The organism is Pontibacterium sinense, from assembly GCF_015209595.1.
In the GTDB taxonomy this organism is placed as follows: Bacteria; Pseudomonadota; Gammaproteobacteria; order Pseudomonadales; family Balneatricaceae; genus Pontibacterium; species Pontibacterium sinense.
Window position 1 is genome coordinate 101336 of the sequence record NZ_JADEYS010000012.1, and the last position, 17718, is coordinate 119053.

A 17718-nucleotide genomic window follows, 5' to 3' on the forward strand; every position below is an offset into this window, starting at 1 on the left:
AAATATTCGCTAAATAGCCCAGAGAAATTAAAAAATCTTGTATTAAAACCAAGAGAAATAAAAAATAAAATTCATAGATATCAATCTGTTAATGTAAATATTCAATAACTTACCAAAAATATATTTGTAACAAATAATTCATATTTGAATAGTCGGATATTAAAGCCCACTAAAAGGTGTGACTTTTTTTTGATCAGTGCTAGCCTTTAGGAGATGCGGTCTCACCCAGACCGCTTACCAACAATAAAAAAGACCTCTCAACAGAGGGGCTAATACCTCTTGGTAAGCTTCAGAAAGGACATGACCAACCAAGTATTACAGAGGGCGGTTAACAATGAGAAGCAACCAACACCCTCCTATGGAGGAGCCTACACTCGACCGGAAAAATAAAAACGAGTTAGAAGCAGTACTGACCGATGAGGAGATTGAAGCAACGCTTTTGGAAAGGCTGGAAGCCTGTGAGTTGACATGGCGAATTGTTGATAAAGGTCTGCTGGACGACCACTAAACACGAGATACTTTTCTGCTCGCCGCCCCCGGAGACAGAACGGTTTAAGCAATAAACTAGTTTATTAAAATTATAAACCGGGGGCGCAATCCTCATACCTGAACGACAACACCGCCTCGCATCACCCCCGCCGTTTCTAAGCTATATCTTCTATATACTCAATTCTGAATCGACTGGATGTTTTATTATGCAGACACCCCGTTTGACACATATTGCATTACACGTGGAAGACATTGACGCGTGCGTTCAGTTTTATCGTCAGTTCTGTGGCATGGCAATTATTCATCAGCGTCAGCACGGTCCGAAAAAGATCATATGGATGGCTGAGCCTTCACGCGAAGCTGATTTCATTTTCGTATTAATGAATGGGGGGCAGAATCTGGTGTTGGCGGATAACGACTATCGGCACTTTGGCTTTGCGTTAGACAGCCATGCTGCCGTTGATGATATAGCTCAGCGGGCACGCCAGGCAGGGAGTCTGGTATGGGAGCCCCGCCAGGAGCCTTTTCCGGTGGGCTATTACTGTGGACTGCGGGACCCTAACGGCAACTATGTTGAATTTAGTTACGGTCAGCCACTCGGGCCAGGTGCCGACGACTTCAGCAAACTTACCCCACCGAAAGAGGCATAGCCCAGTGCTGTCGCATATCAGTACATTCCCTTATACTGGCCGGTAACGATTAATCTCAGTGTGCAAAATTTTGCGTATAGTGGATGGGGACAGATGACAACGATCAGCTCAGTAGGTGTAGTCGGTGCGGGACAGATGGGTTCCGGTATTGCTCAGGTTATCGCTGCCGCAGGCATCGCGGTACGAATCTCAGACGTAAATCTGCAAGCAGCCCAAAGTGGACTTAATAGCATCGCCAAGCGCCTGAATTCACAGGTGGAAAGAGAGAAGATCACAGCCGGCGAGGCAGATACCCTGCTTCAGCATATTACGCCGGTTGGCTCGCTGACCGATCTGGCTGATTGTGATCTGGTGATCGAGGCGGCCAGTGAAGACATTACCCTGAAGCTCAACCTGTTTCAGCATCTGGATTCGGTATGCAAAGCCGACACCATTCTGGCATCCAATACGAGCTCTATCAGCATCACGACCATAGGTGCGGCGACCAGTCGTCCGGATAAAGTGGTCGGTATGCACTTCTTCAACCCGGTGCCTGTGATGGCGTTGGTTGAAGTGATTCGAGGTCTCGCGACCAGCGACAGCACCTTTGACACGGCTAAGGCATTTACGGAACAGCTTGGAAAGAGCCCGGTCGCTTGTAATGATAAAGCGGGGTTTGTCGTTAACCGTATTCTGGTGCCGATGCTCAACGAAGCCTGCTATGTATTGGAAGAAGGTATCGCGAATGTAGAGGATATCGACACCGCGATGCAGCTGGGGTGTGCGCACCCGATGGGCCCACTGACGCTGGCCGACTTTATTGGTCTGGATACCTGCTTAGCGGTGATGGAGGTCCTGCATCACGATCTGGGCGAAGATAAATACCGCCCGGCACCGTTGCTGCGCAAGTACGTCGCAGCGGGCTGGTTGGGTAAAAAGGCCGGTCGCGGTTTCTACGATTATCGCTAAATTCAGTGATCATAAAACGCCCGTAGCCAGCTGATGGCTCGGGCGTTTTTTTGTTTTTTCTTTGAGGTTTTACCCCTTTACCACAATACTAGTAACTCAAAGGGGGGAAACATCATGCGTCAGCTCACCCTAATCCGGCACGCAAAATCCTGTTGGAACGATCCGAGTCTCAGCGACTTTGAACGCCCGCTTAACAAACGAGGTCTGCGCGACCTGCCTGCTTTAGGAGAGCGCATTGTTAAGTTTGAGCTCTTTCCTGATCTGATTCTGAGTAGCGGCGCTGTCAGAGCGGTCACCACCGCTGAATCGGTGAGTCAGTCATTGGAAATGCCTCTGGAAGAGATCCGGAAAATTCCCGAGTTATACGAGTCCTGCTACGAAACCTTACTTAACGTATTACAGAACCAATCAGACCGTTACCGTCATATCATGATGTTTGGCCACAATCCGGGGCTGCAAGATCTGGGTTATTTTCTCACCCATGATGTGCTGGAAAAATTTCCTACCGCTGGACTCCTGCATATCCATCTGAGTATCACCAGCTGGTCGGAGCTGGCAGAAAGCTGCGGTACGCTCACCCGTTTCGACTACCCCAAGCTTCATCAATAAGTACGCTGATTTCGTACCGCTGAACGTCCTGGGAGGTCACAACTCCGGCATTGCCTTTGTGCTAAAATTGCGCCGTATTCATCTCACTGATACTTCTACGGCGGATCATTCACGTTGGAACTCTACCTGCAATCTCTGGCGTTTACCGCCAATACCGTTGCACCGATCTTTTTTATTGTTTTCCTCGGTATCGTACTTAAGCGCATTGGCCTGATTGATGCCCCTTTTGTCAGCACAGCCTCCAGACTGGTGTTTACGCTCACTCTGCCTGCACTGGTATTTATGGCGATCTCCGGCACCAATTTTCAATCGGTGTTTAATCCTGATCAGTTGATCTACTTTGTGGGTGCCACCCTAAGTTCTTTTGTCCTTTTGTGGTGGCTGGCAGCACGCTGGATCAAGGATGGGCGGGATCTGGGGGCGTTTATTCAAGGGGCATTTCGCGGTAACTACGGAATTATTGGCTTAGCCGTTTCCTATAACTTATTTGCGGACTCCGGGCTGGCGCAAGCATCGATCCTGTTGGCGATGGTGATCCCGCTGTATAATGTACTGTCAATTTTTGCTCTTACCTTACCGCTGCATAAAGAGGGCGGTTTAAAGTTCAGCTCAGCACTTCTGGAAATCATTAAGAATCCACTGATCCTGGCGGTACTTTTTGCGTTACCGTTCTCCTTTATGGGTTGGACGTTACCTGAAGTCGTGGAAAAAACCGGCCGCTATTTTGCTAACCTCACGCTTCCGCTTGCACTGCTAGCCATTGGCGGCTCCCTCAGCATAAAGAGCCTGAAAGACACCTCCGCCATGGCATTCTGGGCAACCTCGACCAAGTTGGTTATTTTGCCGGTGGGTCTGAGTATTGGTGCATGGATTTATGGTTTTCGCGGCCAGGATCTGGCCATGCTGTTTATTCTTTTTGGCTGCCCAACCGCCGCCGCCAGCTTTGTGATGGCAAAAGCAACGGGCGCGAACGGGGAGTTGGCTGCCAATATTATTTTGACGACCACTTTAGGATCGGTATTGAGTCTGAGTGCAGGTATCTATCTCTTGCGTGTTTGGGGCGTCATTTGATTAGTCTCGCTGCATTTATTCAATCGGCGTATATTAGAAGCATCGAATTAAGATCCATGCACCGACATTAAGAGCTATCGTTGCCCATGACGTTTCTGGAAAACCTGCTAAATATCTATCTCGAAACTGCGATCTGGTTATTATTCGGTTTATCGCTGGCGGCGGTCATCAAAGGCTGGATTCCTGAGAAACTCGTCAAGCGCCTTCTCAGCGGAAAAGGTCCGGGGTCCGTCATCCGTGCCGCGCTGATCGGAGCTCCTCTTCCTCTGTGCTCGTGTGGCGTGTTACCGACCGCGATTGGCTTACACCGTAGCGGGGCTTCTAAGCCGGCCACCACATCCTTCCTGATAGCGACTCCAGAAACAGGCATCGACTCCATTTCCGTCACTTATGCATTGATGGGTCCCGTGATGGCGATCATCCGTCCGTTCTCTGCGATCACCAGTGCGATTGCGAGTGGTTTGCTGGTCCTGTTTTTTGATCGGGACGGGACGGCTAAAGCAACTGCAGATCAAAAAACTCCTGTAAAAAGCTGTTGTAGAAGCAAGCAGGCAGAGGAATCACCCGCAGAAAGTTCAGCATCGGATGCTGGCGGCTGCTCCAGTAAAAAAGCGGCCGAGCCCGTTGCCCCTGTCATGACGACAACCAGCTGCTGCGGCAGTAAAAAAGCAGCTGACCCCGTTGCCACGGTCACAACAACAAGCAGTTGTTGCAGCAGTAAAAATGCAGTTAAAGAGGCTCCACCTCAGGCATCATGCTGCAGCAGCCAATCTAAAACTGAAACAATACCTACAAAAAAACCAGGTATCTGGGCTGGATTACGCTTCGCACTGGTCGATGTTCTGGACGATATAAAATACTGGATGGCGTTTGGTCTGGTGATGGCCGCGGTGATCGCATCACTTGTTGAGCCGGGCAATCTCACTGCCCATGGTTCCGGATTAGGCGCCATGCTGCTGATGCTTTTGGTTGGCTTACCACTGTATATTTGCGCCAGCGCCTCAACACCACTAGCCGCTGCACTGCTTGTTGCCGGATTATCCCCGGGTACGGTGCTGGTTTTCCTGCTGGTGGGCCCCGCTACAAACATCGCATCTCTTGGTATATTGATCCGGGAACTGGGTAAACGTGCGGTCGTCCTTTATCTGACAGGTATCAGTATCAGCGCGGTGGGTCTCGGGTTGCTGGTCGATGCCTTGCTGGGTGATGCCGCATTCGAGCTTGCTGCAGGGATTAGCGATCATCAATACGGCAGTGAATATATGCTGCTCCACTGGGTGGCAGCGGTTGTATTGCTATTGCTCACAATTAAACCACTGCGCAGCCGTCTGGGATTTTGAAACGCCATGCTAAAAATACTTACCTCCAGCCGTAACCAGAAACTGATTAACGCCATCATTGATGCGGACTTGGATAAGCTTGCCCGACTGCTGACGAAATTTGATGCGGCAGCCTTGGATTCTCCGTTACGAGATAAGCAATCCGCAGCAGAGGTTGCTATTGGTGCTCAACAACCCAAGTCACTGGAACTGATCATGAATCAGGGGTGTAATGCGAATGCACTGGCCAGTTGCGGCCGGCCTTTATTGCTATTGGCTTTACAGCAATCTGAGAACAGTCTGAATCTGATCACTCAACTTCTACGCGCCGGTGCAGACGCCAACACGGATAATTTGCTCAGCGCATGTTTCTATCACTGCTCTGAAACCGAACAGATGGTGCATCTGAGTCGCTTGATTGAATACGGGAGCCAGCTCACTCAGGACCCCGATCTAATGCCTCTGGCATTAGGAACAGAGCGTCTTGAACTGATTCACTTCCTAATCAATTCAGGTGCAGAACTGCCTGCTGATATGGAATCGATACACTGCAGTGACGCCACACTGAGTTATGCCAAAAGGTGCGTGGACGACCGCAGAGTGCGAGAAATGATGCAGCAGTTCTAAAATGACCTGGAACAATAAAAAACTGCTTTTGTGCACTTTGGAATCCATATTTTCTGCCAACCCTCTTCTCCTTTCAGAGAGCGTCTATACTGAATCTCTGTACGTTGTCCGCTCAGAGACGCAGCGATATTAGAATAATATGCGAAGAGGATTCGAAGATGTACTATCAGGCCGATCCGAATAAAGCACCGCAGTTGCAACGCGCAGAACCGCGCATTCGCAGGGAAGATATGATCCGGGAGCTGAGGCGCCAGGCTTCAGTATTAAGAGATGAAGGACAAACAGCCGCAGACTTCTTACTGGCAGAGCAATACGAAACCACTGCAGATATGCTGAATTAGATACCGGAAGCCCCGGTATGAACGGCGACAATAAAAGCGATGCGCGATACAAGATCAGCTGCTTATGCAGCTGATCTCCGTTGTGGCATAGGCTGCTTTACTTCTGCGCCGCAACCACTGATACCTCGACCAGCAATTCCTGACGTGCCATACGCGCTTCCACACATGCGCGAGCAGGAGCGTGACCTTCAGGAACCCATGCATCCCATACAGCATTCATTGCTGCAAAATCCTTCATGTCACGAATGTACAACGTTGCGGACAGGATGTGCTCACGGTCACTTCCCGCCTGTTCCAGCAACGCATCAACTTTATCCAACATAGTCTGGGTCTGTTCTTCAATGCCCGCTGACGCATCCGCAGCAACCTGGCCGCAGAGATATACTGTGTTGTTGTGAATAACGATACGGCTCATACGCTGGCCGGTTTCCATACGGGTAATGCTCATCGGAAGACCTCCGGATTGAATTTAGTAGACGGAATTTTTACGAATAATAGCGCGCTTCGGCAGAAATAAAGCTGCGTTTTGCTGCGCTTTTCCAACGGAATTTATTGTCTTTTTATCATATGCAGAGCTATTTGCCAGAGGGCATCCAGGCATCTTTCAAATATGAAATCTAAACATGCTGCAGCAGCACATCAAACGAAAGTTGACTGGTGAATCATTTTTATCTGATTGATATTAGAGACTCATACATGGGGTTATCGATGTTCAAACTCAGGCCCTGACGATCAACTGCTACACCGTTCCATCTCGTACTCCAACGAAAATACCCACGAACACCCCACAATAAATATAAAAGGAGTCACATTATGGATTTTCACGCACTGGCAGAAGCCACCGGCAACCCTTATCGTGCCAAATCTCACCGTAAAGGTGTTAGAGTAGAGAAGGTCATTCGTATTGTGCAGCATGGCAATCTGCCAGAGAGTATCACTCAGGCTGATAAAGCCGACACTACTGCTCATCGCGTCTGACCTGCTGTTACGTCTTATAGAACCGGGCACCATCGCCCGGTCTGACAGAAGGAATCCGACGAATGCCGTACTCTCAGTCTCTGCTTGACGAACTCAACCTGCTTAGCCAGTTTTCTCTGGAATCAACCCAGAGTGGTATCAAAGTCCATAACACGGCAGCAACAGAGATGATCGAAGCTGCACAGCGCTTGCACGATAAAGGCCTGATCACTCAGGACGATGGTGGCTATCTGACCCCACTGGGACGTGATGCGCTGGAGCATAGTGAAGCCCTGCTACTGATTCTGACCACTGAAAGTCGTCAGCCAATCTGATTATCTACGTCACAATATAAAAGCCACTGATAACACGGTGGCTTATGAGATGGTTCCCCGTATTTCAAGATATCTGTGTTGAAATGATCAAAAGGAGATCCATCTCCCACCCCCTCTATGCAATATAAGTCTTTGTAATCGATTCAGGTCAATTCTGCATTCGTGTTCCCGATGACTGACGATTCCGTCAGTGTCGCAAAAATCGCCTACGATAAAGCCCCTGAATCCCCGCTTACGCTGCAACTGTGCATTTTTATATGCCACGGCATCGTGAATTTTTCACTCAATGGCCGATATCGTTGGGCGAATAAGCGTTTGTTCAGACCAGCGTAACCAATACGAAGCGATAGATCTCTGAGAGAGTGGTTCTTCTGGTATTAGGTACCAATAACAACCCCAAAGGGACAGTCCCATTGAAGGATATTTAGCTTCTACATTGGGCGCGTGCGATAAACGTCTGGAATTACCGAAACCCTGTCGCGTCCATTGCAACAAGGTGATCTCAGAGAAAGGGATATGTGTGCGATAAAGTCAGTGTGTGCCAAACATATCCAGAGTTTCATGCTCTGAACTGTGGATTGTCTCGCCGATGATGCGGCTGTCACGGTAAGCGGTGGGAGCCATACCGATATGTTTTTTGAAGACGCGGGTAAAGTATGATTGATCGCGAAAACCCACCGATAGTGCAATATCAAGCACCGTCATGTTTGGGTTTTGCAGAAGGCGCATTGCTTCTTCAATTCGAGTACGTTGCACAAACTCCTGAAATGTAATCCCACAAATTTTGCGGAAGCTGCGACTGAATTGGAATGGTCGCATACGACAAAGGCAGGCCATCTGTTCTTCCGAGATCTTTTCAGTCAGATGTTGCTGAATATAGGAGACCGCTGGGGCTAATGAGCGTTCCTCTTGCGTACCGTTATTAATGAAGCGAGCTTCTTCGGGAATGGGCGGAACATTAGATCCGTTGAAGGGGGTTGTTTCCCAGTGCTCATGAGTATCTATCTGATTCTTCAGCTGGTGGATCTCTTGTTCGGTCTGTGCTGCGTTGAGCGGTTTAACCAAAAAATCCCATACCCTCATACGCAGTGCCCAAATTGCTAGCGCTTCAGAATGTTGCTCGGTTAGCAGCAAGACGGGCAAGGTCGGAAAGTTCATTCGCGTGGAACGTAACAGGTCTAAACCGTACTTATCTGGGAAGTCGTAATCAAAACAGATGGCGCTGGGCGTTATGTCGGAAGGCGTCAACATCGCTGCTTGATCGGCACCGATCATTCGCACAACAAAATATTTTTCAAACAGGATAGAAACGCCTTCTTCACTTCTAGAGGCCTTCATGTCTATCCAGAGTAGGACTGATTTTTCCATGAATTTCCCTTCCACTATCACGATACATGTGATCCGAAAGTGTACAGTTGCCGTTATGTATCTATTACGTACTGTAAACACTGTTTCATCTATTTTAGTTTATATCTGTACATCTATTAGCCATTTCGGCCTGTTTATAGTGTAAATCTCATGAAACATTTTCATTACTGAGCGTACGGTCCGAAAATTTGAATAGTGACAAGGTTTTCGCAAGATAGTCCCAATGCCCCTCCAAATCCCCTCCTATAGTTCCCAGCGTGAGTTGATTGACATACCTGCATGCGAACGCTGATTCAAACAAGCAGGACATGCAAAAACCCGAGGACAGAACAATGAAAACTTTTAAAGACACATTGATTGCTTTTCTGAAAGAAGAAGAAGGTCTGACTACTGTTGAGTACGCAGTGGCGGGTAGTTTGGTTGCCGCAGTCTTGGTTGTATCTTTCACTGAATTAGGTACTGCCGTTGGCGGTGCTATTAACACCTTGTGTACCAATGTCGGCGGTACCGATTGTGATGGTGCTTAATCAGGATGATTGAAGAACTGATGTAAACCAGCTGGGGACAGAGAGGGAGGAAAGAACAATGTTGGGCTATTTAACATACGACCTGTCTACTGTTTTTCTCCTGCTGGTACTCATGACTGCGGCGCTAACGGATTTGCGCCGCAATCGTATTCCCAACTGGCTGACATACAGCTCTTTACTGGTTGGCCTGACTCTGCAAACGCTGTTTTTGGGCCTGGATGGGTTGATCACTGCGCTGACTGGCGCGGCAGTAGGATTGGCCATCTTCCTACCTTTCTATTTGACGGGAGGCATGGGAGCTGGCGATGTGAAGCTAATGGTAGCAGTAGGCAGCCTGACGACGGTGAAAATTGCAGCTTTATCCGCTGCTTTTGGATTATGTCTGGGAGGTGTCTACGCTTTGATGCTTATTACCAGCAGAGGGGAGTGGGCATCGTTTGTGCAACGCTACGCCGTGGCCATACATTCCAAACATATCTCTAGTCCTAACACAGACTCAATCGCTGGGCGTCGTTTCCCTTTTGGTGTAGCTATCGCAGGGGGATGCGTTTTAGCACTTGGCTGGTATTCAGAGCTGGACTTTTATCACTTAAGTAGCGAGTTGAGCTATCGGTGGCAATTGTGGGGAGAAGGACAATGAATTCCCATTTACTTAACGAAGACGTATTAGAAGATAACGGCCTTAGAACGCGCGCACCGCGACCAACTACGGTGGAAGAAACAGGGCTTTCCCTGCACTTTTTGGCTGAACTCTTTGTTAAACACATCAATGATGCTGGGTTGCTGACCCTTAAACAAATAATGCAACGGGTGGCTCTCTCTGGCCCGGTGATTGAGAACATTGTCAGCTTCCTGCGTAAGGAAGTATTGATCGAGGTTCATTCACGTGGTTTTGAACAACGAGAGCTATATTACGGACTGACCCAGCGCGGTCGTGACTATGCCGTTGATGCGTTTGCAAAGAGTGGTTATGTCGGTCCGGCACCTGTGCCAATCGAGTTATATCGTGAAGTTGTTGCGGCTCAGTCCGTACATAACTATACCGTGACTCGCGACCATTTCTGTCGTGCCTTTTCCAAAATTTCACTCAAGTCTGAGATTAAAGAACAGCTTGGACCTGCGCTGAATTCTGGCCGAGCCATCTTTATTTATGGACCCGCTGGTACCGGTAAAACCTACATTACTCAAAAGATGATGGCGCTGTTTGATGACAGCTGTCTCATACCCTACTCGCTGGAAATTGATGGCAGCGTTGTCAGTTTGTTTGATCCTTTGATTCACCATCCGGTTGAAGAATTGAAGACTAATCCCAATCTGCGCCTCAATGATGATTACGACGCACGCTTCGTACTATGTGAGCGACCTGTTGTGATCACCGGTGGTGAGCTGGGAATGGAGATGCTTGAAGTGAGTTTTAATGGTGTGCTGAAGGAGTATCAGGCACCGCTGCAGCTCAAAGCAAATAACGGCATTTTCATCATTGATGATATGGGACGTCAACGTGCGACGCCGATGGAGATCTTCAACCGCTGGATTGTACCCCTGGAAGAACACAAAGATTACCTGACACTGAGTGCAGGTAAGCATGTGCAGACGCCGTTTGATCAGGTGGTAGTGTTTTCTTCTAACATCAATCCGCTGGATCTGGCTGATGAAGCCTTCCTGCGACGTATTGGTTACAAGGTGTACTTCGGTTTCCTGGAGCCGAACCACTACGAGCAGATTTGGCGTCAGGAGTGTGCCGAGCGCAACATTCCGTTCGACCCTGAATTATTGCACTACGCGCTTTACCAGTTACATGGAACCAAAGGCGTTGCTCTGCGCCCTTGTCACCCTCGTGACCTGTTGGGGATGGCCTGGGATCGATTTCAGTATCAAGGGGGAGAGGGCCAGTTACAGCCTGAACACCTTGACTGGGCGTGGGACAGTTACTTTGTAAGTCTGGATGAGCAACAGCAGATGACCGAACGTTAATGCCTCGAGGGAGGGTTTAATCATGTTTAAACGCAGAACGCTGACCTTGTTCTTCTTATCGATCGCCTTCGCCGTTGGTGCGGCGTGGATTGCAAACAACTGGATCAGTTCGCAGCAGACAACTGTCGCGAAACAGGAAGAGATAGGAACGCCGGTTGTACTGGCAGCTCTAGATATTCCCTATGGGCATACGATCGAAAAACGTCACCTCAAAGTTGTGATGATGCCTAAGGATGTCGCTCCGGAAAATAGTTTTCACGCCATTGATGATGTGATTGGAAAAGTCACCACAGACATCTTGTTGCCTGGGGAAATTATTCGTATGGAGCGCGTTTCTGATCACCTGGAAGGCGCAACCTTGGCGGCCTTGATTGAACCCAATATGCGTGCATTTACAGTTCGCGTAAATGATGTCGTAGGTGTGGCCGGTTTCCTGCTACCAGGTAATAAGGTGGATGTAATTTCGTCACGATCTTCCGGTAATAGCAAGCGTGTCATTACAGAGACAGTGCTTAAGGATATCAAGGTACTTGCGGTTGACCAGACCGCCCGGACTGATAAAAACGATCCGGTTGTGGTGCGTGCCGTTACTCTGGAAGTGACGCCTAGACAGGCGGAACAGCTGGCGAAAGCACGTGGCGAAGGCAACATCCAGCTGACCTTGCGTAATCCGGTAGAAGAGCCGAAGCAGGTCGCAAAAGCAAAACCAAAACCAAAACGTACCTATGTCGCACCACCTAAAGTGATCGTGATTAAAGGTACACAGTGGCAGTCGAAGAAGGTTCCGATGTAATGCAGTTGCACAACAAATGAAGTGTGGAGATTCATGAAGCCTTAAAAGACCTCGTGATCAAGCCACAAGGGAAAGCAGAGGAATGATCATGGCATATTCAGCAACCATAATGCATACAGGCCGTCACAGCCTGTCGGAAAGATGGCTTTTGCAGCTGCTCATGCTGCTGCTGGTCGCTTCACTGGCGTTCAGTAAGGTTCATGCAGCAGCTGAGGCCGTCGCTCTGGAAAGAGTCGCTCAAATCGTCAATGTTCCGCTTTATAAGTCTCGAATTATTCAACTTGGGGGGCCGGTTCACAAAATATCAGTCGGTAATAAAGAAGTGGCTGATATCTTGGTGATGCGAGCCAATCAGGTGTATATCGTTGGGAACGGAATAGGCACCACCAACATTCTTATGTGGGACAGTAAGAACAATCTCACTCAATCGTTGGATGTAGAGGTCACCCCAGACCTGAATTCCTTAAAAGCCAAATTGCATCAGCTTCTGCCGGGTGAACCCATCCGTGTGAATACGTCACAGGGCGCGATTGTCCTCAGTGGCGAATTATCCAATGCATTGAGCATGGATACAGCGATGAAAGTCGCACATAGCTATCTACAGGAACCATCTTCAGACGGTGCCACCCAGAAAGGGAACGTCATTAACCTCATGAGCATCGGTGGCTCGCAACAGGTGATGTTGAAAGTGACCGTTGCTGAGGTATCCCGATCAGTGATTAAGCGATTAGGCGTTAAGTTTCACGCCTTCGCCGAGGGGGGTGATGTGAACTTCGGCGCGGTGAACGGCGGTGCGAGCTTCCCTGATCTGGTAGATGAAAATGGCCTTCGCCGGGGGCTGTTTAACAGCGGTGCCGTTACCGGACCTGCGGTAGACGAGTTTGCGCCAGGGAATCTGTCGATTCCTGATAAGGGGATTTTTGCTAGCTTCCTGGATGACGACTTCATGTTCTCACTGGCTATCGATGCCGCTAAAGAGAACGGTCTTGCCAAGGTGTTGGCAGAGCCGACATTGACTGCGCTAACGGGCCAGGAAGCTGAATTCCTGTCTGGTGGTGAATTTCCTATCCCAGTGCCGGACGATGATGGGATCACTATTGAGTTTAAAGAGTTTGGGGTCGGTCTGAAGTTCATTCCGGTAGTACTGGACTCCGGTCGCATTAACTTAAATCTCAATGTAAGTGTCAGCGAGTTGACCAGCTCCAGTTCAATATCGATCGGAACGGGTTCTGGTACATCCGCCAGTTCAAGTTTTTTCGTGCCAGCGTTAACCAAGCGCAGTGCTCGCTCAACAGTTGAGCTGGGAGATGGGCAGACCATTGGTATTGCAGGATTGATTAACGAAAACATGCGTGATGCTGTCTCTAAATTTCCTGGCTTAGGTGACATCCCAGTATTGGGACATCTGTTCCGCAGCCAAGAGTATGAGAAAGGTGAAACCGAGCTGGTGATCTTAGTGACGCCAACACTCGCTCAGCCATTTAATGCAGACGAAATCGTACTGCCGGGTGCCGGCTTCGTAGAGCCGAATGATTTCGAGTTCTACCTGCTGGGGAAAACTCATACGGTGGTTACATCTGATACTGCAAGCGAAGAAGCACCCGCCAGCGAAGAAGATTCAGCACTAGAGGAAGAACCTACGGCCGAAAGCTTTGCTGTTGATGACTCCGACTCGGTCATACGATCGGCCGCTGGAGGATCGGAAAGCACCTTTGGGCACAGTATTAACTAGCAGAGGACAGGACAATGAAACTATCAGAAATTCAGATGCCAGTTGTTGTTCTTCTGCTAAGCGCTGCAGTGGGTGGGTGTGCTGGATACGGCAACTCCGCCCTGCCAGAACAGGGTGAAGGTTACCACCAAGTGACTGAACTTCAGACAGCAAATCCTGACAGGGTGGTTGAGGATGGAAACCCACCGCTGGATGGCACTATTGCTGCGCGAGTTGTTAAAACCTACCGAGCGGATGCCGGTGACAGAAGTGCCGTTAAAAATACCATTGAGGTCAATATTGGCGGCGGTAGTAAATAGATCTTGATACACACTCTAACCCACAGACCCGGTGTTGATTAGGTCTGTGGGTAGCCTCAATAAATTGATGTTGAATAGGAGGAACTGACGATGGACAGGTCTTATTCAACCCGGATGAAAATGCTGCGTAGCCTGAAAGGGCAGCGAGGCGTCGTAATGATCATGGTGACTATTGGAATGGTCGCAATACTGGCGGTGGCTGGTCTTGCACTTGATGGTGGTCACATGTTTTTAACTAAAACGCGATTACAAAATGCGGTTGATGCCGCCGCACTCACTGCCGCTAAAACGCTAAAAAGCACCGACAGTATGGCTGTTGCCACAGCCGCCGCTCAGGCAACCTTTGAAGATAATCTGGGCGCGCCGGGTAATGAACCACTGTTGGCTGATTGGGATGATGGTAACGGTGATATTGTTTTTACGGTGCAGTATTCGCCTACTTTGAATCCTTTTGTCTCGTCCGCAACACCGCCCTATGTGCGGGTCATAGTCTCTGGCGTCACTCTGGATACCTGGTTGATTCGTGTATTGGGAGTGGATCAAACGGTGGCTTCAGCCAGCGCGGTGTCCGGTCCCATTAATGTCACTGGGATCTGTGATCTGGTGCCAATGCTGGCATGTGGCTGCGAGCCGGGGACAGCCGGATGTTGTGACGGCGGAAATGATGCAGGATGTGCAGCAGACAGTTATTACGGATATACGGTACCGGATTCTTCCACCAATCTGACATTGGATGATGTGACCTCTGTAAAAATATCTGCCGGTAATAATCAGGATATTGGTCCGGGTAACTTCCACCTGTTGCGTCTGGGGGACAATCAGGGGGGTAACTACATTCGCGATGCCTTAGCCGGTGCCAAGACTGGATTGTGTGCGGATTATGATCCGGTGTCGGGTGAAGAAACCGTGGATTCCGAACCCGGTAATAAAGTGGGTCCTGCGTTAACTGGTCTGAATGCGCGTTTTGATGGTGGCACTTTTGGTACAGGGCAAAATCAAGAGTATGTACCGCCAGATTATGTCACCCAGGAAGCGCTGGAAGATGTGAGTGATGAGCTGATTCTGGCGGATGACGGGACGGTGCAAACCGAAGATGGTGCGCCTGCGCCTGATCTGTTTGATTACAACGATTACCTGGGAGCGGTAGATTCCAGCTGTGCGGATGGTGAAACCTGTAATTTATCCGGTGAACCTTACCGTCGCATGATGGTGCTGCCGATTGGTCATTGCACTGGACTCACAAACGGTACCAGTTCGCCAATTACCGTGCAGGGTTACGGCTGTTTTATGCTCCTGCAACGTGGCTCTCAGGGTAATAACGGTGCAGATTTCTTTGGTCAGTTTGTCGGTGCGGCCGATGCCCGGGGTTGTGATGTCGCTGGGGGAATTGATCCTGGTGCCTCACCAAGTTTGCCTACGCAGATTGTCTTGTTCCGTGATCCGGATAGTGGAGACTCATGATGAACACCATAGTCGCCTTTCGCCATCAGAAAAAAAATCAGTCCGGACTGGCTATCGTTGAGTTCACGGTCATGCTACCGATGTTGTTGTTGCTCTTTTTAGGCACGGCAGAAATAGGCCGCTTACTGTATGACTACAACACACTAACCAAAGCGCAACGTAACGGTGTGCGACATCTGGCGATCCATGCAGAAACCGGGAACACGGATATTTATGTCAATGGGTTTTATGGCACTGAAGCGACCAATCTGGTGGTGTACGGCAATACCACGGGTACCGGTAATCCGCTGCTTAATGGTTTAACGACTACGGATGTCACCGTCGATGATCCTACTCAAGATGAAGTGCGTGTCACGGTTTCCTATGACTACACCCCCATGGTTTTTACGTCGATCCCAGGTTTTGGTCTGGTCGATGATATACCGCTGACGATGACCCTGAGTTCTTCGGTCACGATGCGTGCGATGAGAGGAGGTTAATCTGATGTTTAGAATCCTGAATCGTAAAAAACAACAAGGTATGACCAGTGTGGAGTTTGCCATTATCGGTGGCGTGTTCTTTCTGGTGCTTTTCGGAGTACTTGAGTTTGCACGTCTGATGTATGCGATGAATCTGCTGGATGAAGTTACCCGGCGCGGTGCGCGATTAGCGGCGGTTTGCCCGGTGGATGCAACCTCGCAGACATTTGTAAGCGATCAAGCGCGTTTCAACGGTGATTTTCTACCCGGCTTGGATGCCGCAATGGTGACGATTGAATACTTCGAGGACGACGGTGACCTGGCTGATATCAGCAATCCCGCCACTGCCGTGACCCTTATCCGTTATGTGCGGGCCAGTATCAACGGGTATCAGCATCAGCTGTTGATACCTGGTCTGAATCTTAATGTGCCGGTACCTGACTTCTCAACAACTATTCCAAGTGAAAGCCTGGGTGTACATCCGGATGGAAGCTCGGCGAGCTGTTCTTAGGGAGATGAGCATGATGAATGACCTAGTAAATCATACCGCGCATCAGACCCGATTGGACCTCGGTCACAGGGACTGCCAGATATTGATCGCAAGCCGATCAACGTCAGCTGTAGATAGTTTACAGCAGGTGCTGGCACCGTTGCCGAAGACCAAGATTAAATCGCAGGTCATGGTGAATGGGCATACCGATCCGCTGGATGGGCTGGAGAGGATGCCGGATCTGTTGGTGGTCCGCTTGGATACCAACTGGGAGGTGGAGCTGGAAGCGTTAAATGCCCGACCGGCCACGCAGCGTCCACCCATGATTATTGTCAGTGCGGAAAGTGATCCACAGGTGATGCGCCATAGCATGCAGGCTGGTGCTCGCGATTTCTTTGTGGAACCGTTTGATCCAGAGGAGGTACTGCGTTCCGTTGAGCATCTGAGTCGCGAAGTTCAGGATAATCCGGCAAACCAGGATGCGCGCATCACGGTTGTTATGAATGCAAAAGGAGGATCGGGTGCCAGTCTGATCGCGTCCAACGTTGCACATGCGCTTGTACAGGAGTGTGATGAAAGTGTCGCTCTGGTAGATTTGGATCTGCAATTTGGGTCTTTGTCATATTATCTGGATCTCAACCTAAAGCATGGTATCAAAGAAGCGTTGGACAACGTGGATGACCTGGATGCGATAGCACTGGATGGTTATCTGGTGAAGCATGACAGCGGCTTACGCGTGATGGGGGTCGAAGAGGGGCGCATGATTCTTAACGATGAAGTGTCCAGCGAGCGGTTACGTCACCTGATAGCCCTTATGGCTCGTGCGCATCACCATGTTGTGATTGATGTGCCACGGCAGATCGATCTGATCACCTCTACCGTATTGGAGATGGCCGATCAGGTCGTCATTGTCACGCAGCAGAGTATCACTCATCTGCGTGACACTGCGCGTTTGATGGATGTACTGCGCGATGATCTGGAAATTCCCAATGAGCATCTGGATGTGGTGGTTAACCGTTATCAAAAAAACGCCATGATCACCCGAACAGAGATTGAGAATGCCCTCAAACAGCGCTCTTTGATCTGTATACCCAACGACTTTAAAAATGTTTCGGAAAGCCTCAACGACGGTATCCCGCTGCTCGACATTGCTCGTCGGGCGCCCATATCAAAGGCGATGATGGATCTCTGTGAAGTCGTGAAGGGAAATAAAGATACTGAAGAAAACACTGTTCTTGGACGGCTGTTTGCCAAGCTTAAGGGAGCCTAA

22 protein-coding genes are annotated in these 17718 nt (G+C 49.4%); 20 read left to right on the top strand and 2 right to left on the bottom strand.

What is annotated here, in order from left to right; genetic code table 11:
* The first annotated feature begins 334 nt into the window (after window positions 1-334).
* The 8 genes from IOQ59_RS12775 (at window position 335) to IOQ59_RS12810 (ending at window position 6054) form a co-directional block, all read left to right on the top strand.
* Window positions 335-508, top strand: a complete 174-nt coding sequence (locus IOQ59_RS12775) for a hypothetical protein (RefSeq protein WP_193953762.1) — start codon at window positions 335-337, stop codon at window positions 506-508.
* 187 nt (window positions 509-695) lie between these two features.
* Window positions 696-1139, top strand: a complete 444-nt coding sequence (locus IOQ59_RS12780) for a VOC family protein (RefSeq protein ID WP_193953763.1) — start codon at window positions 696-698, stop codon at window positions 1137-1139.
* Between the two features lie 93 nt (window positions 1140-1232).
* A complete protein-coding gene (locus IOQ59_RS12785; protein WP_193953764.1) occupies window positions 1233-2087 on the top strand; it encodes a 3-hydroxybutyryl-CoA dehydrogenase in 855 nt (284 codons plus the stop codon).
* A 114-nt stretch (window positions 2088-2201) separates the two neighbouring features.
* Window positions 2202-2696 (top strand): SixA phosphatase family protein, encoded by a 495-nt coding sequence (locus IOQ59_RS12790; protein WP_193953765.1) that lies wholly within the window; start codon window positions 2202-2204, stop codon window positions 2694-2696.
* A gap of 114 nt (window positions 2697-2810) precedes the next feature.
* Window positions 2811-3767: an AEC family transporter gene (locus IOQ59_RS12795; RefSeq protein WP_193953766.1), complete on the top strand. Its 957-nt coding sequence runs from the start codon at window positions 2811-2813 to the stop codon at window positions 3765-3767.
* Window positions 3768-3853: 86 nt separating this feature from the next.
* The gene (locus IOQ59_RS12800; protein ID WP_193953767.1) at window positions 3854-5107 is read left to right on the top strand and encodes an SO_0444 family Cu/Zn efflux transporter; all 1254 of its coding nucleotides are present in this window, start codon (window positions 3854-3856) and stop codon (window positions 5105-5107) included.
* A gap of 6 nt (window positions 5108-5113) precedes the next feature.
* Complete coding sequence (locus IOQ59_RS12805) at window positions 5114-5713, top strand: ankyrin repeat domain-containing protein (RefSeq protein ID WP_193953768.1); 600 nt, start codon at window positions 5114-5116, stop codon at window positions 5711-5713.
* Window positions 5714-5871: 158 nt separating this feature from the next.
* Window positions 5872-6054, top strand: a complete 183-nt coding sequence (locus IOQ59_RS12810) for a hypothetical protein (RefSeq protein WP_193953769.1) — start codon at window positions 5872-5874, stop codon at window positions 6052-6054.
* A gap of 97 nt (window positions 6055-6151) precedes the next feature.
* On the opposite strand, the gene IOQ59_RS12815 is transcribed toward IOQ59_RS12810, so the two are convergent.
* Window positions 6152-6502 carry a RidA family protein gene (locus IOQ59_RS12815; protein ID WP_193953770.1) on the bottom strand — a complete coding sequence of 117 codons (351 nt, stop codon included), beginning with the start codon at window positions 6500-6502 and terminating at the stop codon, window positions 6152-6154.
* A gap of 365 nt (window positions 6503-6867) precedes the next feature.
* Between IOQ59_RS12815 and IOQ59_RS12820 the strand changes: the two genes are divergently transcribed.
* Window positions 6868-7032: a hypothetical protein gene (locus tag IOQ59_RS12820; protein WP_193953771.1), complete on the top strand. Its 165-nt coding sequence runs from the start codon at window positions 6868-6870 to the stop codon at window positions 7030-7032.
* 62 nt (window positions 7033-7094) lie between these two features.
* The gene (locus IOQ59_RS12825) at window positions 7095-7346 is read left to right on the top strand and encodes a TIGR02647 family protein (protein ID WP_193953772.1); all 252 of its coding nucleotides are present in this window, start codon (window positions 7095-7097) and stop codon (window positions 7344-7346) included.
* Between the two features lie 531 nt (window positions 7347-7877).
* Here the strand turns inward: IOQ59_RS12825 and IOQ59_RS12830 are convergent.
* The gene (locus IOQ59_RS12830; protein WP_193953773.1) at window positions 7878-8714 is read right to left on the bottom strand and encodes a helix-turn-helix transcriptional regulator; all 837 of its coding nucleotides are present in this window, start codon (window positions 8712-8714) and stop codon (window positions 7878-7880) included.
* A gap of 332 nt (window positions 8715-9046) precedes the next feature.
* Here IOQ59_RS12830 and IOQ59_RS12835 point away from each other — a divergent pair, with 332 nt between their 5' ends.
* The 10 genes from IOQ59_RS12835 (at window position 9047) to IOQ59_RS12880 (ending at window position 17718) form a co-directional block, all read left to right on the top strand.
* On the top strand, window positions 9047-9241 hold the full coding sequence (locus IOQ59_RS12835; protein ID WP_193953774.1) for a Flp family type IVb pilin: 195 nt from the start codon (window positions 9047-9049) through the stop codon (window positions 9239-9241).
* A gap of 58 nt (window positions 9242-9299) precedes the next feature.
* On the top strand, window positions 9300-9881 hold the full coding sequence (locus tag IOQ59_RS12840; RefSeq protein WP_193953775.1) for an A24 family peptidase: 582 nt from the start codon (window positions 9300-9302) through the stop codon (window positions 9879-9881).
* Window positions 9878-11215 (top strand): ATP-binding protein, encoded by a 1338-nt coding sequence (locus IOQ59_RS12845; protein ID WP_193953776.1) that lies wholly within the window; start codon window positions 9878-9880, stop codon window positions 11213-11215. Before IOQ59_RS12840 ends, IOQ59_RS12845 begins: the two co-directional genes overlap by 4 nt.
* Before the next feature lie 22 nt (window positions 11216-11237).
* Window positions 11238-12008, top strand: coding sequence for a Flp pilus assembly protein CpaB (gene cpaB / locus IOQ59_RS12850; protein ID WP_193953777.1), 771 nt, complete (start codon window positions 11238-11240; stop codon window positions 12006-12008).
* 88 nt (window positions 12009-12096) lie between these two features.
* A complete protein-coding gene (locus tag IOQ59_RS12855) occupies window positions 12097-13740 on the top strand; it encodes a type II and III secretion system protein family protein (protein ID WP_228050878.1) in 1644 nt (547 codons plus the stop codon).
* A gap of 14 nt (window positions 13741-13754) precedes the next feature.
* Window positions 13755-14039 (top strand): hypothetical protein, encoded by a 285-nt coding sequence (locus IOQ59_RS12860; RefSeq protein WP_193953778.1) that lies wholly within the window; start codon window positions 13755-13757, stop codon window positions 14037-14039.
* A gap of 90 nt (window positions 14040-14129) precedes the next feature.
* Entirely contained in the window at window positions 14130-15500 is a 1371-nt protein-coding gene (locus IOQ59_RS12865; protein WP_193953779.1) for a Tad domain-containing protein, read from the top strand.
* Window positions 15497-15979 carry a TadE/TadG family type IV pilus assembly protein gene (locus IOQ59_RS12870; RefSeq protein WP_228050879.1) on the top strand — a complete coding sequence of 161 codons (483 nt, stop codon included), beginning with the start codon at window positions 15497-15499 and terminating at the stop codon, window positions 15977-15979. The genes IOQ59_RS12865 and IOQ59_RS12870 overlap by 4 nt, the downstream gene beginning before the upstream one ends.
* A gap of 4 nt (window positions 15980-15983) precedes the next feature.
* The gene (locus tag IOQ59_RS12875) at window positions 15984-16469 is read left to right on the top strand and encodes a TadE/TadG family type IV pilus assembly protein (protein WP_193953781.1); all 486 of its coding nucleotides are present in this window, start codon (window positions 15984-15986) and stop codon (window positions 16467-16469) included.
* A gap of 10 nt (window positions 16470-16479) precedes the next feature.
* Window positions 16480-17718 carry a CpaE/TadZ family protein gene (locus tag IOQ59_RS12880; protein WP_193953782.1) on the top strand — a complete coding sequence of 413 codons (1239 nt, stop codon included), beginning with the start codon at window positions 16480-16482 and terminating at the stop codon, window positions 17716-17718.